The following is a 17299-nucleotide window of genomic DNA, read 5'->3' on the forward strand; positions in this document are numbered from 1 at the left end:
AATCCTCTCCATCTTACTTTAACAGTATGGAGTGTTATGAATATTAGCTATAATATGAGTTGAAATTTTTAATTAACAATCCTTAATCTATAAGTATCTTTTTAAATCTGCCATTACCTCTGCGCCCATTACCTTTTGCTCCATCTTTAGCATTTCTTAATACTTCTGAAAGGTACAAGTATAAATCCTCATTATTATAATCTCTCACTTCAATATCTAGTTTGTTTACTAGATAACTTATTATTATTTCTTTTTGACTAGCATCCTTACTTTGAACACACATCATTGCAAATGATATATCCCAAGCTTCGCTTAAATTACACTCTAATAATTCTCTTCCAAATCTTCTTAAAATTTCAGGACTTAAACTGCTACTTCCGTAGGCTGCATAAGGAGCATATATTGTATTTACCGTATCGTATTCTGTGCTTAAATCAATAAAATCTGTATAATCTGCTCTAAGCTTTGCACCCGCTCTTAATTTAAACCTACAGATTTCAATCTCATTTTCCTTAATATCTAACTTTTCATCTAGATAAATTTCCGTTGAATTTATTTTAAAATCGCTATCCTGTATTTCAGGTAAGAATTTTATTTTTAAAAGCATAAGCTTATTATTACAGGTATATTCAACTTTGATATCTTCTTTTAAAAGATAAATCACATCTTGGTATTTTATTATGCCTTCCAATATCTTTATGTAATTATCAGAAACCTCTATCTCGCACCCGCAGATTATTCCATTAGAATATCCCTTAAACCTTGCATCAAAAAATCCCCTCGGAAAATTTCTAAGCTCCTCCAGCATCTCTATCTTTAAAAGTCGTCCGCTATTAAAAAGCGGATAATTATTTTTAAACACCTTTCTTCCCTCCTTTTCATCCAACTCTCGCAATCCATATCTTACAAGTAAATTCTTAAACAAAAAACCTAAAAGTTATTATCTAAATTTTGTATTCGGTCAGCAGAACTTTCACTCAATGTACTTATGATTTGATGATGTTCGCTTACTCTATAAATATCCATCAAACACATTTGAATCAAATTTTCTCAGATATTCTTATATTCTTATATTCTTAACTTCTAAAATTCTTAAGAATATATATTGTAATATTCTTCAGAATATTTAAGAAATAAAATACATCTTTCCGAAGCAGACATCTGAAAATCTCTCTACTAAAACACCTTCTTCTATAAAACTTTACCTACTCATTACTCATTCCTACCAATAAATTTCAGTCACATACAAGAAATATTGGTCATGCTTTTATAGAATTTTACATCGAATACTTTATTTGTTCTGTTTTATATTCAATGCACTTAAAATGAATACTTCACCAGAAATCAAATACATTTTTCTGAAGCAGGCATTTGAAAATATCACTGCCAAAAGCAGTTAATGGAAGCTTGTTCTAGATTAGCTTGTCATACTGAAAGTAGGATCATGCTAATGTAGGTGCAAGCTTCCATTTAGTGCTTTCAGCGATATTTTCATAAGTCCTGCGGAAGAACAATGTATTTGATTTCGGCATTTTCACCTGAACTTATTTAAGTCCATCAAAGAAGTTTCTCTCCCATCTATCATTTTCAAAATAGAAGAACTTTTCTTGCCCTATATAAAGTTCTTCTTCTTTTCTTAAAATGGCTAATACATAAAATCCCCATAGCTCTTCTTCTTCCCATACAAAGAATTTCACTTCATTATTTTCTATATTATCTGTTTCGTGCTGATTTATATTTGGATATCTTTCTCCTATTTTCCTTGCGTTTGTCTTTTCTAATTCTTCCTCATTAAATTGATAATTGTATTCGTATTTCACATTATCATTGCTATCTTTTAAATATAATTTAAGTAGAATCCTATCCATGAACCTAGAAATAAACCCTTTATTTATTTCCCTACCTTTAATTAGTGTTTTTTGCTCTCCAGCATGAGTGTAGGCTGTTAATAAATATGGAAGAGTAGGCTTTTTACTTTCTATATTTATATCTGCATAACCAAAATTTTTATCATATAGATATTTTAGAGCTCCTTTAAGACAGGATAATTTTAATTCATACTCCTCTTTAACTTCCTTTTTACTCTTATTTATTTCAATTATTCTTCCAGGTATAAATTCTTTTAGTGCATCTCTAAATATATCTACCTTACATGATTGTCCTGTTAGTTTGATTAGAGAATAATCGTATAACTCATCATTTTCATATAACTTTTCTAAAAACTTCTTTATTATGTTGTAAACATCACCTTTTATTAAGGTTTCAATTTCATATATACTAAGAGTTATACTTGGAGCTTCCTTTACCACCTGTAAAGTTCCTTTATTCATGTAAGATAATTTCCATTTATCAAAATTTATTATATTTTCATCTAAATTTGTATCTTCCTTAGACGTTAATAAAACCTTTAAAATATCTGGATTTGAGAAGAATAATTTCTTTACTTCTTCTGCTAGATCAAATAAGAAATAGTAATTACTTCTCACCTTACAGTAATCTTCTTTACTTCTTGTTTCATATATCTGAAATTTTGTTGGAATTACTGCTTCTGCCTTTTCGTATTCTTCATTTAAAGTTTCATATAGCTCATTGATCCCAGATTTATCTATGAATCTAAATATATCTATGTTAAATTCATCTATTATTGCTTTTTTTAATTCACTCTTAGAATTACTTAAAGCATTTGCCATTAATATTTTTATTAACTGCAATATTCTAAAAGTAAGATTATTTCCTCCAAAATCCGTATCTCCATTTTCATAGGAGGTTTCTATATCTAATCTATAAGAGACTCTGCTATTTGATATGCTAAAGCTACAACCAGTAAGATCAGTAGTTCCCCCTCCACAATCTATAATTAAAGCTTTATACCATTCGCCTTGAACATATTTCTTCTTTTCAATCAAATCTGAAATAGTGTTATACAGTACAGCTGCACTTTCTTCTAATATGTTTGAACTTTCAACGGTATAGTCACTTAAAACATCTTTAAATAATGTATGGAATTTATATTTTTGCTTTGATGGACAGGATATATAGATATTTTTAAACTTACATTTAAATCTCTGCTGTGCTAAAGATATAATGTATTCTAAATATGCCTTTATAATGTCTTTTCTTTTTATAAATGTAGTTTTATTCTTTACATCAATTACTTTTTCACTTTTTTCAAAGTCACTTATCCATCTTTTTATGTCATAAAAAAGACTCATCCCATCATCCACATATCTTCTTCTTGCCTCAAGCATTGCATCATGCCCAAAAGCGTATTCTATTTCATCTTCTTTTATATGCTTAACACCTACAATACTTGGTATAAGTGGTGTTATTTCTAAATCTTCTTTGCTCTCATTTATTATTTTTACGAATTTCACTTTATCATTTTCGTAATCTGCGTATTCCCGATTATCAGTTAAATTTTCATTTAAGCCTGGAAATATCTCTTTATCTATATAAATACCAGCAGTTGTATTTGATGTTCCAAAATCAATTGCAAGCGGCATTTTTGTCTCTTTTAATGGTTTTACTTCAAATTGTAATATAGGCAGCGAAGTAAACTTTATATTATAATCAACTTCTATATTATCTCCTTCATACGTATCATAAATAGTCTCTGAATCCTTTTCTGAAAAAAATAGAAGACTATAATGCTTACTTTCAGATTCTCTTGCCTCTATATATTCACCTTTAGTTAGGAAGTATTCCTCTTTATTATTCTGTATCAATTTTTTAATGTTAAATATAGTGCAAACCTTATAATTACTGTCAACTAATAAAATATTACCCTCTTCTAACTTTTCACTGCTTCTTAAAACATAATTATCATAAATTTCAAGAGCTAAGTTTTCATAAATAGTGATCTTACCTGGATAATCTATATACCTATTACTAATCACCTCTTTATTGCTTCTGCTTAAAAATCTTTCAACTCTTTCAATTCCTCCAACTAAGTAATTCTTTATGAGTTTACTTTCCTTTTCTCCTCTATATTTCATTATGAGTCTTATAAGTTCTTCTTTATCAAGAGGATTAATTATACTCTTTACTAACTTTTCTTTATTACATATTTCCCTTAATTGAAAAGTTGTCATAAGTCTTAAATCTTTTTCTTTATACTTACTTTTTTTAATATGCTCTTCATTTCCTTTATGCAACTTGTATGAATATAAACTCATCTTTATCCTCCTAAACTGTTAAAACATATGAAACTAGGATGTACTAAAATCAATGTCTTTATATTGATATGCCTTATTCAACCATAACTGCCTCATTGATTTTCATAGTATCATTAAGTCCAATAATCCCAAAATGCTTATCCCAAAATATTAATGGCTTCATATTTATTGGTAAAAATGTATCTACTATAGAACTAACTTTATTTTCAAGTTCTACTTTTTTTATTTCATCTAGATAAATATAAATATTTTTAGGCTTTTCCTTGCTGGAATAAATTATGCTTTTTTTGAATATTTCCTTAAAAATCTTTTTAAACAATTGGATTGAAGTTCCTGTTTTATACAAGGTCATAAAGCCATTCAGCAATACATCTACTTCATCTTTGTTGAAATAAATTATATTTTTCTTTAATTTTTCTCCAAACACATTATCTAATATATCCTTATATAAAAACTTCTTATATATTTCTGTTTTACATAGTCCGCTTTTTAAGTCTAGTTCTCCTAAATAATGCAATAATATATCTAAAAGTGCTTCTCTTAACTCTTTGCTCTCTTGAAAATTTATATTAAACAAATCCTTAAAAATCTCGTAAAATCTATAATATTCATTTACTTCGATAACATTATCTTCTGGAAGAGAATTTGAATTTAAATTATCAAGAGCAATTTCCATATATGGACTGCATGCATCAGCTTGAACAAACTTAATATCTTCTCTAGGAATGGTTTCTTCATCTGCTTTTAGAAGCACTTCCCAAATATAATTCATATCAATCTTCCTTCACACTTATATTCTGGATATATAAATTGAACTTCAGATACTAAGAAACTTAAAATATCTTTGTTTAAATAATTTTCCTTATCGGCTGGCTCAAAGTATAGAATAAGAGATTTTTTTATATTATCTTCTCTTATTTCATCAATAATAAAGTCATTTACTTCATAAGTGTGCTTCTGCTCTTCCTTTGAACTTTCCATAAGTGAAATATCATGAAACTTCAAGTATTTTGAAGCCTTAAATGAATTTATAAGTCTTGCGAGCTCAGTCTTTGTTTTTATTGTGTATGATTTATCAAAAGCTAATTTATTAGAGAAGTTTATACTAACTTGATTAGTCATAAGTTCATACTCATATTTTTTTTGGTCGTTTTTATCAGGGTTAATAATACTCCACAAATTCCACTCTATAGAATCCTTAATGTTAGAAGATATTATTACTGATTCTTTTGTAAACATAGCCCAATTAATATCTGGATTCTTACTATCTATTAGATATCCGTTATCTTTTCCTTCTTTTTCAATTGAGATATCATGTTCGTACCCTACTTTATCGATACACGGCATTGGAAAACCGCTACATTTTATGCTTAATTCCTTTACGTTCCAAAGTGGAACCATATTATATTTAATGAACTTGCTATAATCCCCGAAATCTACCTCAATTTCAATTATCTCTTCATCCTCTTGAATTTTATCTTCGCAGCCAATTAAAAATAAATCTGCTATCTTATTAATATATGGATTATTAATTGTTGTCCATGCAATATTGCTGTTTATAAAGCTTTTATATAATCTCTCTATTTTGCTTTTATACTCATTATTTTCCTGAACTTTAAAGTGAGCTTCATAAGTTTTCTTATCTGTTTTTATTACTCCCTTTATATTAAAATTTCTACTGATAAATTCTTTAAAAATCAAATAATCACATTTAAGAAAAACCTTGAACAGCTTCTTGCTTTCTTTGGCTTCAAGCACTTTTAAAATTTCTTTAGTATCGTATACTTTTTCTTCTGTATCTTCTAATGACATAGGAAATAGAAATTCATCAGTTATATCAAGCCTGTCTCTTTTAACTATAGTTGAATAGATATTGTATTTTTCTTTTATATAATGTAATTCGTTAAACACTCTTTTTTCTAATCCATTAATTCTATTGTTTGAATGTTCCTCTAGCTCTTCAAATACACTATTCATTATTTTTTTAAGCATGATTCTGTCATTTAGATCTTTTATTTCACTTAATTTCTCATAAATTCTATTCTCCATATTTTCACCTACATCTGCTTATTAGTTTATTTAGATATATCTATCTCAAAACTTAACATTTTTTAATTATGATTATGACTTAGTAGAAGCCTTGTCTATAGCTGTGATTTTTTCCGTTACTTTAGCTACATTATCTGCATCTCCTAGGCTGTTATATGCGTCCTTAGCTAAAAGATATAATACTTTTGCTGAAGCATTATCACCAGCCGCATATTTTGCATCAGCCGCCTGTGCATATTTATCAGCTTCACTTTTTTTATCTGAAGTTTCACTGATTTTTTTATCCATAAGAGCTATTTTGTCCACTAATTCATCAGCTGAACTAGTGTCACTAGCATCCTCAAATGATTTCTTAGCTAATTCATAATACATTTTTGCACTTACATAATCACCTGCTGTATATTTTAAATCTCCATTTTTTCTAAGATCTATAGCTTTATTTTCCTTATCTTCTGCAGCTTTTTTATCATCTTCTGCCTTCTTAGCTGCATCATCAGCTGCTTTTTTACTATCATCCTCAGCTTGTTTCTTATCTGCCGCAGCCTTATCATCATCTGCCTTTTTTTGTTTTGTATCGGCTGCTTTTTGATCATAAATCTTTTGAATTTTATCCATTGCTTCTTTCTTTTCATCTTTTAAGTAATAATCTACTGCTAAATCTTTTACATCTAAATAATTTTTTAGTGCACCATCTAAGTCATTATCATCATACTGCTTATCTGCTAAAGTTAATAAATCAGCTACTTTTACACATTCTTTTGCAATATCTATTTTCTTTAATACATAGTCACTTCCAGCTTCTTCTGCTTCTCCTGACTTTTCTAAAGCTAGTACATATTTATCTAACGCATCATCATATTTTTTTCCTTCTAAATCTTTATCTCCATCTAATACTATTTCTGTGTACTTATAATCTTCAGTTAAATTATCAATATCATCTTTAAGTTTATATTTCTTCGCTGTATCTAAAGCTTTCTTATACTCCTCATCTGCTTTTTCCATATTACCGTTCTTTATATATTCTTCTGCATTTTGTTTACCTTCGTTAACAGACGCAATAGCATCCTGTTTTCTATTTTTATGAATTATAAATGCCCCTACTCCTATTGCTATAACTAAGAGTAAGAGTATTGCAACTATTATAGCTATTTTTATTTTCTTGCTTCTTTTTGGGTCTATGTATGACTTTTCTACAAATGTTAATGCTAATGTATAGTTCTCTATTTCCTTCAGCTGCTTTGACAAAATCATTTCTTCAATATTATCAGTAACCTCTTTAGGTTCCTTTGCACCTTCTAGTGAATCCTCTATCTCCTTAGCATCGCAATTCTCCCATATTCCTTTTGTAAGAATTGCAAATGCATCTCCATCAGAAAGTTTAATTTTTTTTGATATATAAAGTTTATTTAAATTATCTTGTCCTAAATACGAAGAAAGATTATTTCTCTCAAAATGTTTTGACATTGCATCTGATGGAATCATTTCATCATCTACCAAATTTTGAGCTAACGACTGATCCTTACTCTTATACTTTAAATATCCATCCTTAAAGTAGTAAAATCTAGTATTTCCTATAACTGAATATATTAATTTACTATAATTAGTTACAACTACTGTAATTGATGCTTTTAATCTAACATTCCTACTGCTTCTTATTAACTCACTATTTGCATCCTTTAAGTATTTTCTTAGAATGAATCTATTCATAGTTGGCTTAGCTGTGAAATCTCTAATAAATGTAGTCACTGCAATTTTTGCGCTTTCTAATTCCTTATCTTCATCGATTCCATCAGCTACTACATAACATGCATAATTATCTAATTCAGCGAATGCAAAGTAATCTTTATTTTGTAGAAAAGTTCCTTCTTCTGATATAAAGCTTGTCTTAAACTTCGAGTTTAACTTTCTCATTATCGTCCACCCTAACTTAGTTTTATTAGTTTAAATAAATTTGGTTTTATCCTTAAAAGTTTTTATTTTTTACCGCAATATTTCATAAGCATAATGCTGCCATTGCAATTATTTTTATTATTATCTTTAACGTTCTCCATTATTTGCCCACAAATTTCATTTATATTAGCTTTTTTATTTCCTAAAATTCTTTCAATTTCTATCCATCTTAACCCTTCATATACTCCTCTGCTCATGAGTATTATTATGTCATTTTTTTGAATTTCAATTGGGGTTTCAGAAATTTCTATATCTCTAAACGATTCTTGTCCAATATAATATAGGAGTTTCTTTTCCTTTAGTGCATATAAAGCTTGGTCTTTTTGAATTTTCCCATTATAATATTGTTTCTTTGCTACTTCACTTATAGAATGACCGTTACTTAGTTTTACAAGTTCCTTATTTCTAAAAATGGCTAGCATAACGTCTCCAACTAGAGCGTAAGATAATAAATTATCATATATTATTACACTAAGTACACTTGCTCCGCCCTTATCCTTTTCGACTCTTTTTATAATTTCACGGCTGGCTTTATTAAAAGCTTTCTTAAAAAAGTATGTTATCTTTTCCTTGTTTCCTTCCTCTTTAAATAACTTACTTATTGTTTTTACAGCCACAATGCTTGAAATTCTTCCTGCCTCATTTTTTCCTAACCCATCTGCCAAAACTGCCATGGTTCCATTTGATTTATTTACTACTTCTAAATAATCCTCTTGTATTTCTTCATTTCCAATAAATATTTCATTTGCTATCTCTAATTCTCGCTTATAAATTCTTCTTATTAGAAAATCTCGTGCTATTAGTAACAGGATTAATACTGCTAATAGTAAAAATATAAATTTCAAATTTGAGTAATCATTAACATTAATCATATTATATATACCTACTTTTTATCTCCCCATTCAAAATGTTCTCCGCAAAATGGTACAAAAAGAAATTTGCTTTTACCAAGCTCAATCACATCATATGGTGACAATTCAGAAGGCATATAAGCAGGTTCTTCATTTAAATAAGCAATACCTGATGAATCCCCAGGTAATAAGACATTATTATTTTTCTTAGGATCATATACGATTATTGCATGATTTCTAGTAGCAATGCCATTATCCCCTATTATTTGAATATCCATATCATCTGATCTACCGATAAAGTTTTTCCCACTTTTTATCTTATAATCCTTACCAACCCTTGTACCTTCAATACATACAAGCCATCCACAAACTGGTTCAATTTCTTGGTATAAAAGATTAGTTTCTATATCCATTTTTTCTTGAACTGGTTCTGGTCTTTCCTTTGTTGAAGTATCTATATTACAATATGGACATATAGTTCCATAACGCCTTTCACTAAACATATGACCATTGGGACATCTAATAAGACCCATTTACCTCACTCCATTTCATTTAAGTAAAAGTTAACATTTCAATGTATTTCCTATTAATTAAGTAACTTTTATTTTCTCTGGCTTATCTAAGTAAAAGTTTAACCTTAGAAATAAATAGAATATCTCCTCTTTTTAATTCACAAGGAGCATCTTTTACAATTCTATATTTTGTATCATCAGCAGCTTTCTGGATTACAACTCCGGCACTTTCTGATAAATCTTCCACATACCATCTTCCTGACGCATAATTTAATACTGCATGTTCATTTTCTATAAATTTAGAGTAAATTGAAGTACTTAAATCTATAAGCATTTCATCACTCCTGCCATTCTTACCAATAAGAAATGATATTCGCTCTCCTATATCCCAATTTCTTATAATTTCATTTTCTTCGTTAACCAACTCAATTTTGCTTATATTACTTTCATCTTGCATTATTTCTTCTTTGTGCAGTTTCTTATATAAATTGGTAAATCCCCATATTCCAAATCCAATCACAATAATAATAATCAGCGTTCTTATATAAATTGATTGTATTGTGATATATGCAACTACGCATATTAGTGCAATTATTACGCCTATAAATACATTAATTATCTGCATTGTCACTAACAGCTTATTATTAAAATTCATATTATTTTCTTCTTTCAAAGTAATTCACTCCATTACTTCTTATTTATCTAATAGCTAGCATCTGTAACCATTCTCTTTTAAATTGAGAATTTAAGCTGCATGCTCTCAGACGATATCCCCTTTGAGGGTATCAGTTAAACTAATTTCAGAAAGAGTATAAAACTCTACCCGAAAAGCTTCACTTTATATTAAAAAAGCTATCAAACATTTTGCTTGTGTCTATTGGATTCTTTTCCTTTTTTAACTTTTCTTTATTAATATCATTGCTGTTTGCGTTAAACCCAAAAAAACTTTCAAAATATTTATTTAAGTTTTCTATACTTTCACCTTTATCTTGATATGTCCTTGTCTTATTTTCTCTATTTGATTTATTTTTTTTATTTTTTGTTTCTTGATTATTCTTTTCTTTAAATATTTCTTGATCATATTTTTTTCTTGATTCTTCTTTGCTTAAAACTTCATAAGCTTCATTTACTTCTTGAAATTTTCTTAAGGCATCCTTATCATCTTTATTTCTATCAGGATGATATTTCTTAGCCAAACTTCTAAATGCTTTTTTTATTTCATCATTACTAGCATTTACTGATACATTTAATACTTTATAATAATCTTTCACCTTACACCCCATCTTTTAAGAATGATTTTAGTGCTTCTACGTTATAGTAAAAGATTTTTCTTTTGGAGCTTAACTCCAAAAGAAAAATCAATTTAATTTTAAGATTAAGCGCTATATCCGCCCTCTATTGTAACTGTACTTAGCTTGTCTTTCTTTTGTCTTACAACAAGTTCAAAAGTACCTATACCTTCAGTATCTCCAAATGTTTCTTTATAATCTACTACAAAGCCATTAGGATAAGTTATTTTTCTTATAATTTGATCTGCTGAAATTACTTCTACTGTTACTTTTCTATAACAGTCAGCTTTTTCTGCTGGCACTAATGACCATGTACCCATTTTTCTTGTGCTATCAAATGGATCTCCATCAACTGCTGTTAATATCTTACCTTTAATAACCATTGTACTTCCTACATCTTTTGATCTTGCATTTGAATCTTCTGGAGTATCTGTAATAAGCTTTACTGTTTGAACACTTTCTATGCTAAGATCTATTGTTTCTGCGCCTTCAATTTTAACTTTAAATCCCATTTATTAAAATCCTCCTTATTTTAATTTTTATTCAGCAAAACCGCCTTCAAATTTAACGCTAGCAGTTTTGTCCTTCTTTTGTTTAACATACAATCTAAATGTACCAACACCTTCTACATCACCAAAATCTTCTTCGTATTTAACTACAAATGCATTAGGTAAAGTAAATTGTCTTACGATTTGAGAAGCAGAAATAACATCTACTTTAACGTTTCTATAACAATCAGCCTTTTCTGCTGGTACTAATGACCATTGTGCTAGCTTGATTGTAGTATCTGCTGCCTCCCCATTTACTGGTGTCAAAATTTTACCAGCGATTTCTAATGTTGTTCCTAAGTCTGTTGAACGTGCATTAGAATCATCTGGTGTATCTGTTTTAAACTCTACAGTTTCAATACTTTCGATGTTTAAATCAATACTTTCTGCGCCCTCAACTTTTACTCTAAATCCCATTTTTGAGCCTCCCTTTATTTTTATTTATAATTAAAATAGATTTTTAATCTATTATAATTAGCCAACTTGACTGTGTGCATCATTACGTGTAATCTCAACTTCTAAGTTCTTAACGTTACCGTTAAATACTAAGTCAATATTACATGTTCCATTCTTTTCATTTATTACAAAGTTAATATCATCACCATCTTTTACTATGGCATTAGTATATTCTTTATGAGCCACCCACTTACTCTTAACACTAGTAGGATTATTGCTAAAGAATTTAATAATATTATCTTCTTTGAAATCATTAGTATAGAATCTTAATATTCTTTCTATATATGTTGTTACTAGTGTTTTATATATTGATTCAAAATCATTTTCGGTAGCTTGTAAGCTTCTAGCTTTATAAACAGTAATTTGTTTTATATCTTTACCTTCAAGCTTTGCATTTTCAGATGAAAAGACAAAACCGAAATTTTTTCTATTTATTGAATTTTTAATTTCATTTGTAAAACCAGATATTTCCTTTGCCAAAGTAGTTGTTATCTTTAAGGCATTAGAACCTGATTCTATATCAAATCTAACTCCTGGATATTCGCTATATATATCTCTAAAATGCTCTCTTAAATACTCTGGGCATTGGTATGCAGCCACAATTCCAGCTGCTATATATGAACTTCCAATATAGACTCCTTCAATCCAAAGTTTTAGAATATCTTCTTTTTCTTTAGATAACTCTGCAGAGCCTTCTTCAGAAAGTACCATTCTTTTATCTAATACAACTCCAGACTTTTCCTTTGGAATAACTGTGAAATTAGGTACACATGGAATTGCAAATTCACTATAAGTGTTATGCATAAGTGGTTCACATTTATCCACAAACTTTTCAATTCCGGCTGTTGCTACATGGTTAAAAGTAGTATCTTCTCTTGGTTCAAAACTAAAGAATATTTGTACGCGATACTTTTGAACTGTATCTAAAAGCATTGCTAAATCTTCCATAGAGTTTGAATCTGTCTTCTCCACTTGCTTATTGGCTTTAAATCTTTCTCTTCTAACCTTATTCTTACTTTGACCTTCAAGCTCAATTGATGGAACTACTCCAAACCAAATTGTGTTATCAAAGTCATTTTTATCATTTACTGAGCTTAAATAAGTATTTAATCTTGGTAAGTTTTGAGCATTTACTAATCTGCTAAGCTTTGTATTTGTAACTAACAAACTTGGCCTCATTCCTTTGTTCTTTGTCTTGTATTGATCAAAAAACATTTTTACGCCTAATATCTTTTCTATTAATGGCTTAACTGTCTTTATAAAATCATCCTTAGATGTTTTGTAGAAATCTAAATATGTGTTATAATTGCTTACTTCTACCCCTAAATCAACAGAGCTTTCCATAGTAGATGCTAAAGGGCAGAAAGTTCTTACTACTAAGCTTTTTACATACTCTGACTTCACTTCATTTACTTCATCATAGTCATCTTCAAAAGCTTCAATAAGTCCCATATTGGCTTTATCATCTATAGCAATCAATGATGTTTCTTCTACCTTTGGAGCTTCTAATACTTTTAACTCTCCATCTTCTCCCATGCTTAAGACGCCTAGTTTAAGAGGTTCGTTTGAATTATTCTTATCATCTCCTCCAAGAAGTAACCTTGTTTTTATATCTTCAATAGCAAGTGGCAACATTGCCATTATGTTATTATAGTTTGAGCTAGCTTCTTCAAACATAACATTAAGCTTGTCCCCTAGATCAAGTTTACTTGGATCTTCATCATCTAAAGCTTCATATTGGCTATATGTATATTGAATTTCCTTTCTGGTTTGTTTTATATCATCCATTACTTTTTTAGGTGATATCATATCCAATAGATTTTCAAATTTAAAATCTACATTAGCAATCCCTTGAGCTCTCTTTGTGTCAATTAATGTGAATAACATTTTTAAGAAATCATTAGACTTATTAATTGGAATTTCTGTTATTAGTTCACTTGGAAAGTTCTCAGGCTTTTTTAACGTATACATTACCTTTTGATTAGTCGCATTATAGAAAGAATATACAACTGGTGAGAACTTATCCAAAAATTCATCAAAACTATTAACTAAAAGAAGTTCATTAATTTCTTTTATCTTATCGTCGTTTAAGCTGTTTAACCCTTTTGTATCACCTACTATAGTAATCAAATCTAATTTTTCAGGGTTTATTTCCTCAAATAATATTGTTCTATTTGTTTGATTTATGACATCCACTTTATAATCCTCCTATATTGTAAAATTACTTTTTAATCTAATTCGTTTAATATGATCCCTCTTACCCCACTATCAGTAGTTTTGCATTATTATTTATCCCTAATAATATTTTTACATATTAACGAAATTATGTAAATTAACCCAGAACAAAACGTACATATTTAGGAATAAAACGCCAATATTCAGGAACAAAACGCATTTTACCCTCTTTTCAGCTTAAATATTCTTTTAATTCTATAATATGTACGTTTTATTCTTTTTCTATTGTATTTTAAGTTAATATAATATATAATTTATTATTAAAAAAACAGCTGTCTAAAAGTAGTAATAAAATCCTATTTTTAGACAGCTAATTTATGTTTATTTTTAATTATATTTTTAAAACTTTAACCAAATTATAATTTATAATCTAGCTTTAAAATCTTCATATCCAAATTCTTTTATTACTTCAATACCTTTTTCTTCACTATATTTTACAATTGCAGGAAGATTAACTCCATTAAAGGTATTATTTTTAACCATTGAATAAATGGCCATATCACAAAATACAAGTTTATCTCCTGGCTTTAAAGGTTCTTTAAATGAATAATCTCCTATAATATCACCTGCAAGGCAAGTAGGCCCACCAAATCTATAAGTAAATTCGAATTCATTTGGCTTTCCAGCACCTATTATATTAGGTCTATATGGCATTGCAAGTACATCTGGCATATGACATTCCGCTGAAGTATCTAATATAGCTATATCCATTCCATTTTTCATAGTATCTAATACTGTTGATACAAGGAATCCTGTATTTAAGGCAATGGCTTCACCTGGCTCAAGATATACCTGTACTCCATATTTATCTTTTATAAATTTAATAGATCTTATTAGTGTTTCTATATCATAATCTTCTCTAGTAATATGATGACCACCACCAAAGTTAATCCACTTCATTTTCTTGATGTACTTTCCGAATTTTTCATCCACCACTTTTATTGTACGTTCAAGGGTATCTGAATTCTGTTCACACATTGTATGAAAATGCAATCCATCTATACCTTCAAGTTCTTCTTCCTCAAAGTTAGCCAAAGTAACTCCCATTCTTGAATTTTCAAAACATGGATTATATATATCTGTTTCTATCTCTGAATACTCAGGGTTAATACGAATAGCACATTCGATTTTTTTTCCTTTAAAGTTTTTGACTTTATCCTTATATTTTCTCCATTGACTAAATGAATTAAACACTATATGATCGCTATATTTCATTATCTCATCAAATTCATCTTCTCTATATGCAGGAGAATAAATATGTACTTCTTTCCCCATCTCTTCATATCCAAGTCTAGCTTCATGAAGAGAACTTGAAGTAACTCCTTTTAGATATCTTCCAATCAATGGGAAAGTTGAGTACATAGAGAATGCTTTAGTTGCCAGAATAATATTGGCACCTGTTTCCTTTTGAACATAATCTAAAGTCTCCAAATTCTTCTTAAGAAGTCTCTCATCAACCAAATAACATGGTGATGGTAATTTGCTTAAATCTATATCTTTCATTAAATCACCAAACCTTTTTCTAGTTATAAAATTACAGTAAAAAGTAAGAATGAAAGCCACAGCTTTTCGTGAAAATAAACTAGTTCCAAGAAACTCTACTTAAGACTTTATTCTTATTTTTTCGTTCATATAATAATTTACTAATTTAGTTTAATAAATTAGTATCTAAATCATTCTTAATCTCAGAAAGGGCAGGTACTCTTTTGTGCAGTGTTGCATTTAGAAGATGGCTGTAGGTATTTCTTAATTAGAAGTTGTTCCAAATATGCTAGTTCAAAGCTTGCCTTTGAAACCAGCATTTTGGGATGCAACTTCTAATGTTAGAAATCCACAGCCATCTTCTATAGCAACCGAAACAACAGAGTACCTGCCCTTTCAGTCCGTTATTACATAATTAAAATACTCACAATTTATTCAACTAAAGTTGGATCAAAACTTTCTTTCCATGGTAATCCCCATTTATTTAACTCTTCCATAAATGGATCTGGATCAAATTCTTCTACATTATATACTCCTGGTTTCTTCCATAAACCTTTCATTACTAAGCTTGCACCTATCATAGCTGGAACCCCAGTTGTATACGAAATTGCTTGAGATCCAACTTCTTTATAACATTCTTCATGATCACAAACATTGTAAACATAATATGTTTTATCTTTTCCATCTTTTTTACCTTGGAAGATACATCCTATATTAGTCTTTCCTTTTGTTCTTGGACCTAATGATGCAGGATCTGGTAATACTGCTTTAAGGAATTGTAATGGTACTATTTGCTTTCCTTCAAATTCAATTGGTTTAATTGAAGTCATACCAACATTCTCAAGTACATTTAAATGTGTTATATACTTTTGTGAGAATGTCATCCAGAATCTTATTCTCTTAATTCCTTTAATATTTATACCTAAAGATTCTAATTCTTCATGATGTAATAAATACATATCTTTTGGTCCGATTTCAGGGAAATCATAAACTCTCTTTATTTCAAGAGGTTCTGTTTCTATCCATTTTCCTTCTTCCCAATAGCTTCCTGGAGCTGTAATTTCACGAATATTGATTTCTGGGTTAAAGTTAGTTGCAAATGGATAACCATGATCACCAGCATTAGCATCTAATATATCTATATAATTTATTTCATCAAAATAATGTTTTTGAGCATAAGCACTAAATACACCAGTAACCCCTGGATCAAATCCACTTCCAAGTAATGCAGTTAAACCTGCCTTTTCAAATTTTTCTTTATATGCCCATTGCCACTTATATTCAAATTTTGCTGTATCAAGTGGTTCATAGTTAGCTGTATCTACATAATGAACTTTTGTTTCTAAACAAGCATCCATAATTGTTAAGTCTTGATAAGGAAGTGCAAGATTTATAACAACTTCTGGTTTGAATTTATTAATAAGCGCCACTAATTCTGGGACATTATCAGCATCGACCTTTGCTGTTTGTATTTTTGTCTTAGTTTTTCCTTCTAATGAAGCTTTTATTGCATCACACTTTGATAAAGTTCTACTAGCGATACAAATTTCCTCGAACACCTCTGAATTTTGACAACATTTATGAATAGCAACGCTAGCAACACCACCAGCGCCAATAATTAAAGCTTTTCCCATTCCAATTCCTCCAATTTCTTTATAAAATGAAACTTTTCAGACGTAGCTTTATGCTCCAGCTGAATTTAGAATATTGACTTATTATTTTTTGATTATCTTCAAGTCATGAACAAAAAAT

At 29.1% G+C, this 17299-nt stretch carries 15 protein-coding genes; 1 reads left to right on the top strand and 14 read right to left on the bottom strand.

Annotation, left to right across the window (positions count from 1 at the left end; translation table 11 throughout):
• Positions 1–82: 82 nt before the first annotated feature.
• The 13 genes from L3B96_RS03975 to nspC all read right to left on the bottom strand — a co-directional run bounded on the left by L3B96_RS03975 (position 83) and on the right by nspC (position 15568).
• Entirely contained in the window at positions 83–862 is a 780-nt protein-coding gene (locus L3B96_RS03975; RefSeq protein WP_238858906.1) for a hypothetical protein, read from the bottom strand.
• Positions 863–1544: 682 nt separating this feature from the next.
• Positions 1545–4175 (bottom strand): molecular chaperone, encoded by a 2631-nt coding sequence (locus L3B96_RS03980; RefSeq protein WP_238858907.1) that lies wholly within the window; start codon positions 4173–4175, stop codon positions 1545–1547.
• 73 nt (positions 4176–4248) lie between these two features.
• On the bottom strand, positions 4249–4947 hold the full coding sequence (locus L3B96_RS03985; protein WP_238858908.1) for a hypothetical protein: 699 nt from the start codon (positions 4945–4947) through the stop codon (positions 4249–4251).
• Positions 4944–6224: a normocyte-binding protein gene (locus L3B96_RS03990; RefSeq protein ID WP_173714304.1), complete on the bottom strand. Its 1281-nt coding sequence runs from the start codon at positions 6222–6224 to the stop codon at positions 4944–4946. The genes L3B96_RS03985 and L3B96_RS03990 overlap by 4 nt, the downstream gene beginning before the upstream one ends.
• Before the next feature lie 72 nt (positions 6225–6296).
• Positions 6297–8135 (bottom strand): PP2C family serine/threonine-protein phosphatase, encoded by a 1839-nt coding sequence (locus tag L3B96_RS03995; protein WP_238858909.1) that lies wholly within the window; start codon positions 8133–8135, stop codon positions 6297–6299.
• 62 nt (positions 8136–8197) lie between these two features.
• Positions 8198–9046 (bottom strand): protein phosphatase 2C domain-containing protein, encoded by an 849-nt coding sequence (locus L3B96_RS04000; protein WP_238858910.1) that lies wholly within the window; start codon positions 9044–9046, stop codon positions 8198–8200.
• Between the two features lie 11 nt (positions 9047–9057).
• Entirely contained in the window at positions 9058–9558 is a 501-nt protein-coding gene (locus L3B96_RS04005; protein WP_238858911.1) for an FHA domain-containing protein, read from the bottom strand.
• Between the two features lie 82 nt (positions 9559–9640).
• A complete protein-coding gene (locus tag L3B96_RS04010) occupies positions 9641–10210 on the bottom strand; it encodes an FHA domain-containing protein (RefSeq protein WP_238858912.1) in 570 nt (189 codons plus the stop codon).
• A 160-nt stretch (positions 10211–10370) separates the two neighbouring features.
• A complete protein-coding gene (locus L3B96_RS04015; protein ID WP_238858913.1) occupies positions 10371–10808 on the bottom strand; it encodes a DnaJ domain-containing protein in 438 nt (145 codons plus the stop codon).
• Between the two features lie 104 nt (positions 10809–10912).
• Positions 10913–11338, bottom strand: a complete 426-nt coding sequence (locus L3B96_RS04020) for a membrane-associated protease 1 (protein ID WP_238858914.1) — start codon at positions 11336–11338, stop codon at positions 10913–10915.
• 27 nt (positions 11339–11365) lie between these two features.
• Positions 11366–11791 (bottom strand): hypothetical protein, encoded by a 426-nt coding sequence (locus L3B96_RS04025; RefSeq protein ID WP_012060562.1) that lies wholly within the window; start codon positions 11789–11791, stop codon positions 11366–11368.
• Between the two features lie 57 nt (positions 11792–11848).
• Positions 11849–14026 carry a transcriptional regulator gene (locus tag L3B96_RS04030; RefSeq protein ID WP_238858915.1) on the bottom strand — a complete coding sequence of 726 codons (2178 nt, stop codon included), beginning with the start codon at positions 14024–14026 and terminating at the stop codon, positions 11849–11851.
• 402 nt (positions 14027–14428) lie between these two features.
• Positions 14429–15568: a carboxynorspermidine decarboxylase gene (nspC, locus tag L3B96_RS04035; protein ID WP_238858916.1), complete on the bottom strand. Its 1140-nt coding sequence runs from the start codon at positions 15566–15568 to the stop codon at positions 14429–14431.
• Positions 15569–15833: 265 nt separating this feature from the next.
• Here nspC and L3B96_RS27165 point away from each other — a divergent pair, with 265 nt between their 5' ends.
• Complete coding sequence (locus tag L3B96_RS27165) at positions 15834–15962, top strand: hypothetical protein (RefSeq protein ID WP_275297085.1); 129 nt, start codon at positions 15834–15836, stop codon at positions 15960–15962.
• Between the two features lie 16 nt (positions 15963–15978).
• Here L3B96_RS27165 and L3B96_RS04040 read toward each other — a convergent pair whose 3' ends face one another.
• Positions 15979–17181, bottom strand: a complete 1203-nt coding sequence (locus tag L3B96_RS04040; protein WP_238858917.1) for a saccharopine dehydrogenase family protein — start codon at positions 17179–17181, stop codon at positions 15979–15981.
• Between the last annotated feature and the right edge of the window lie 118 nt (positions 17182–17299).

This window comes from Clostridium sp. YIM B02569, assembly GCF_022320765.1.
Lineage (GTDB): Bacteria > Bacillota > Clostridia > Clostridiales > Clostridiaceae > Clostridium > Clostridium beijerinckii.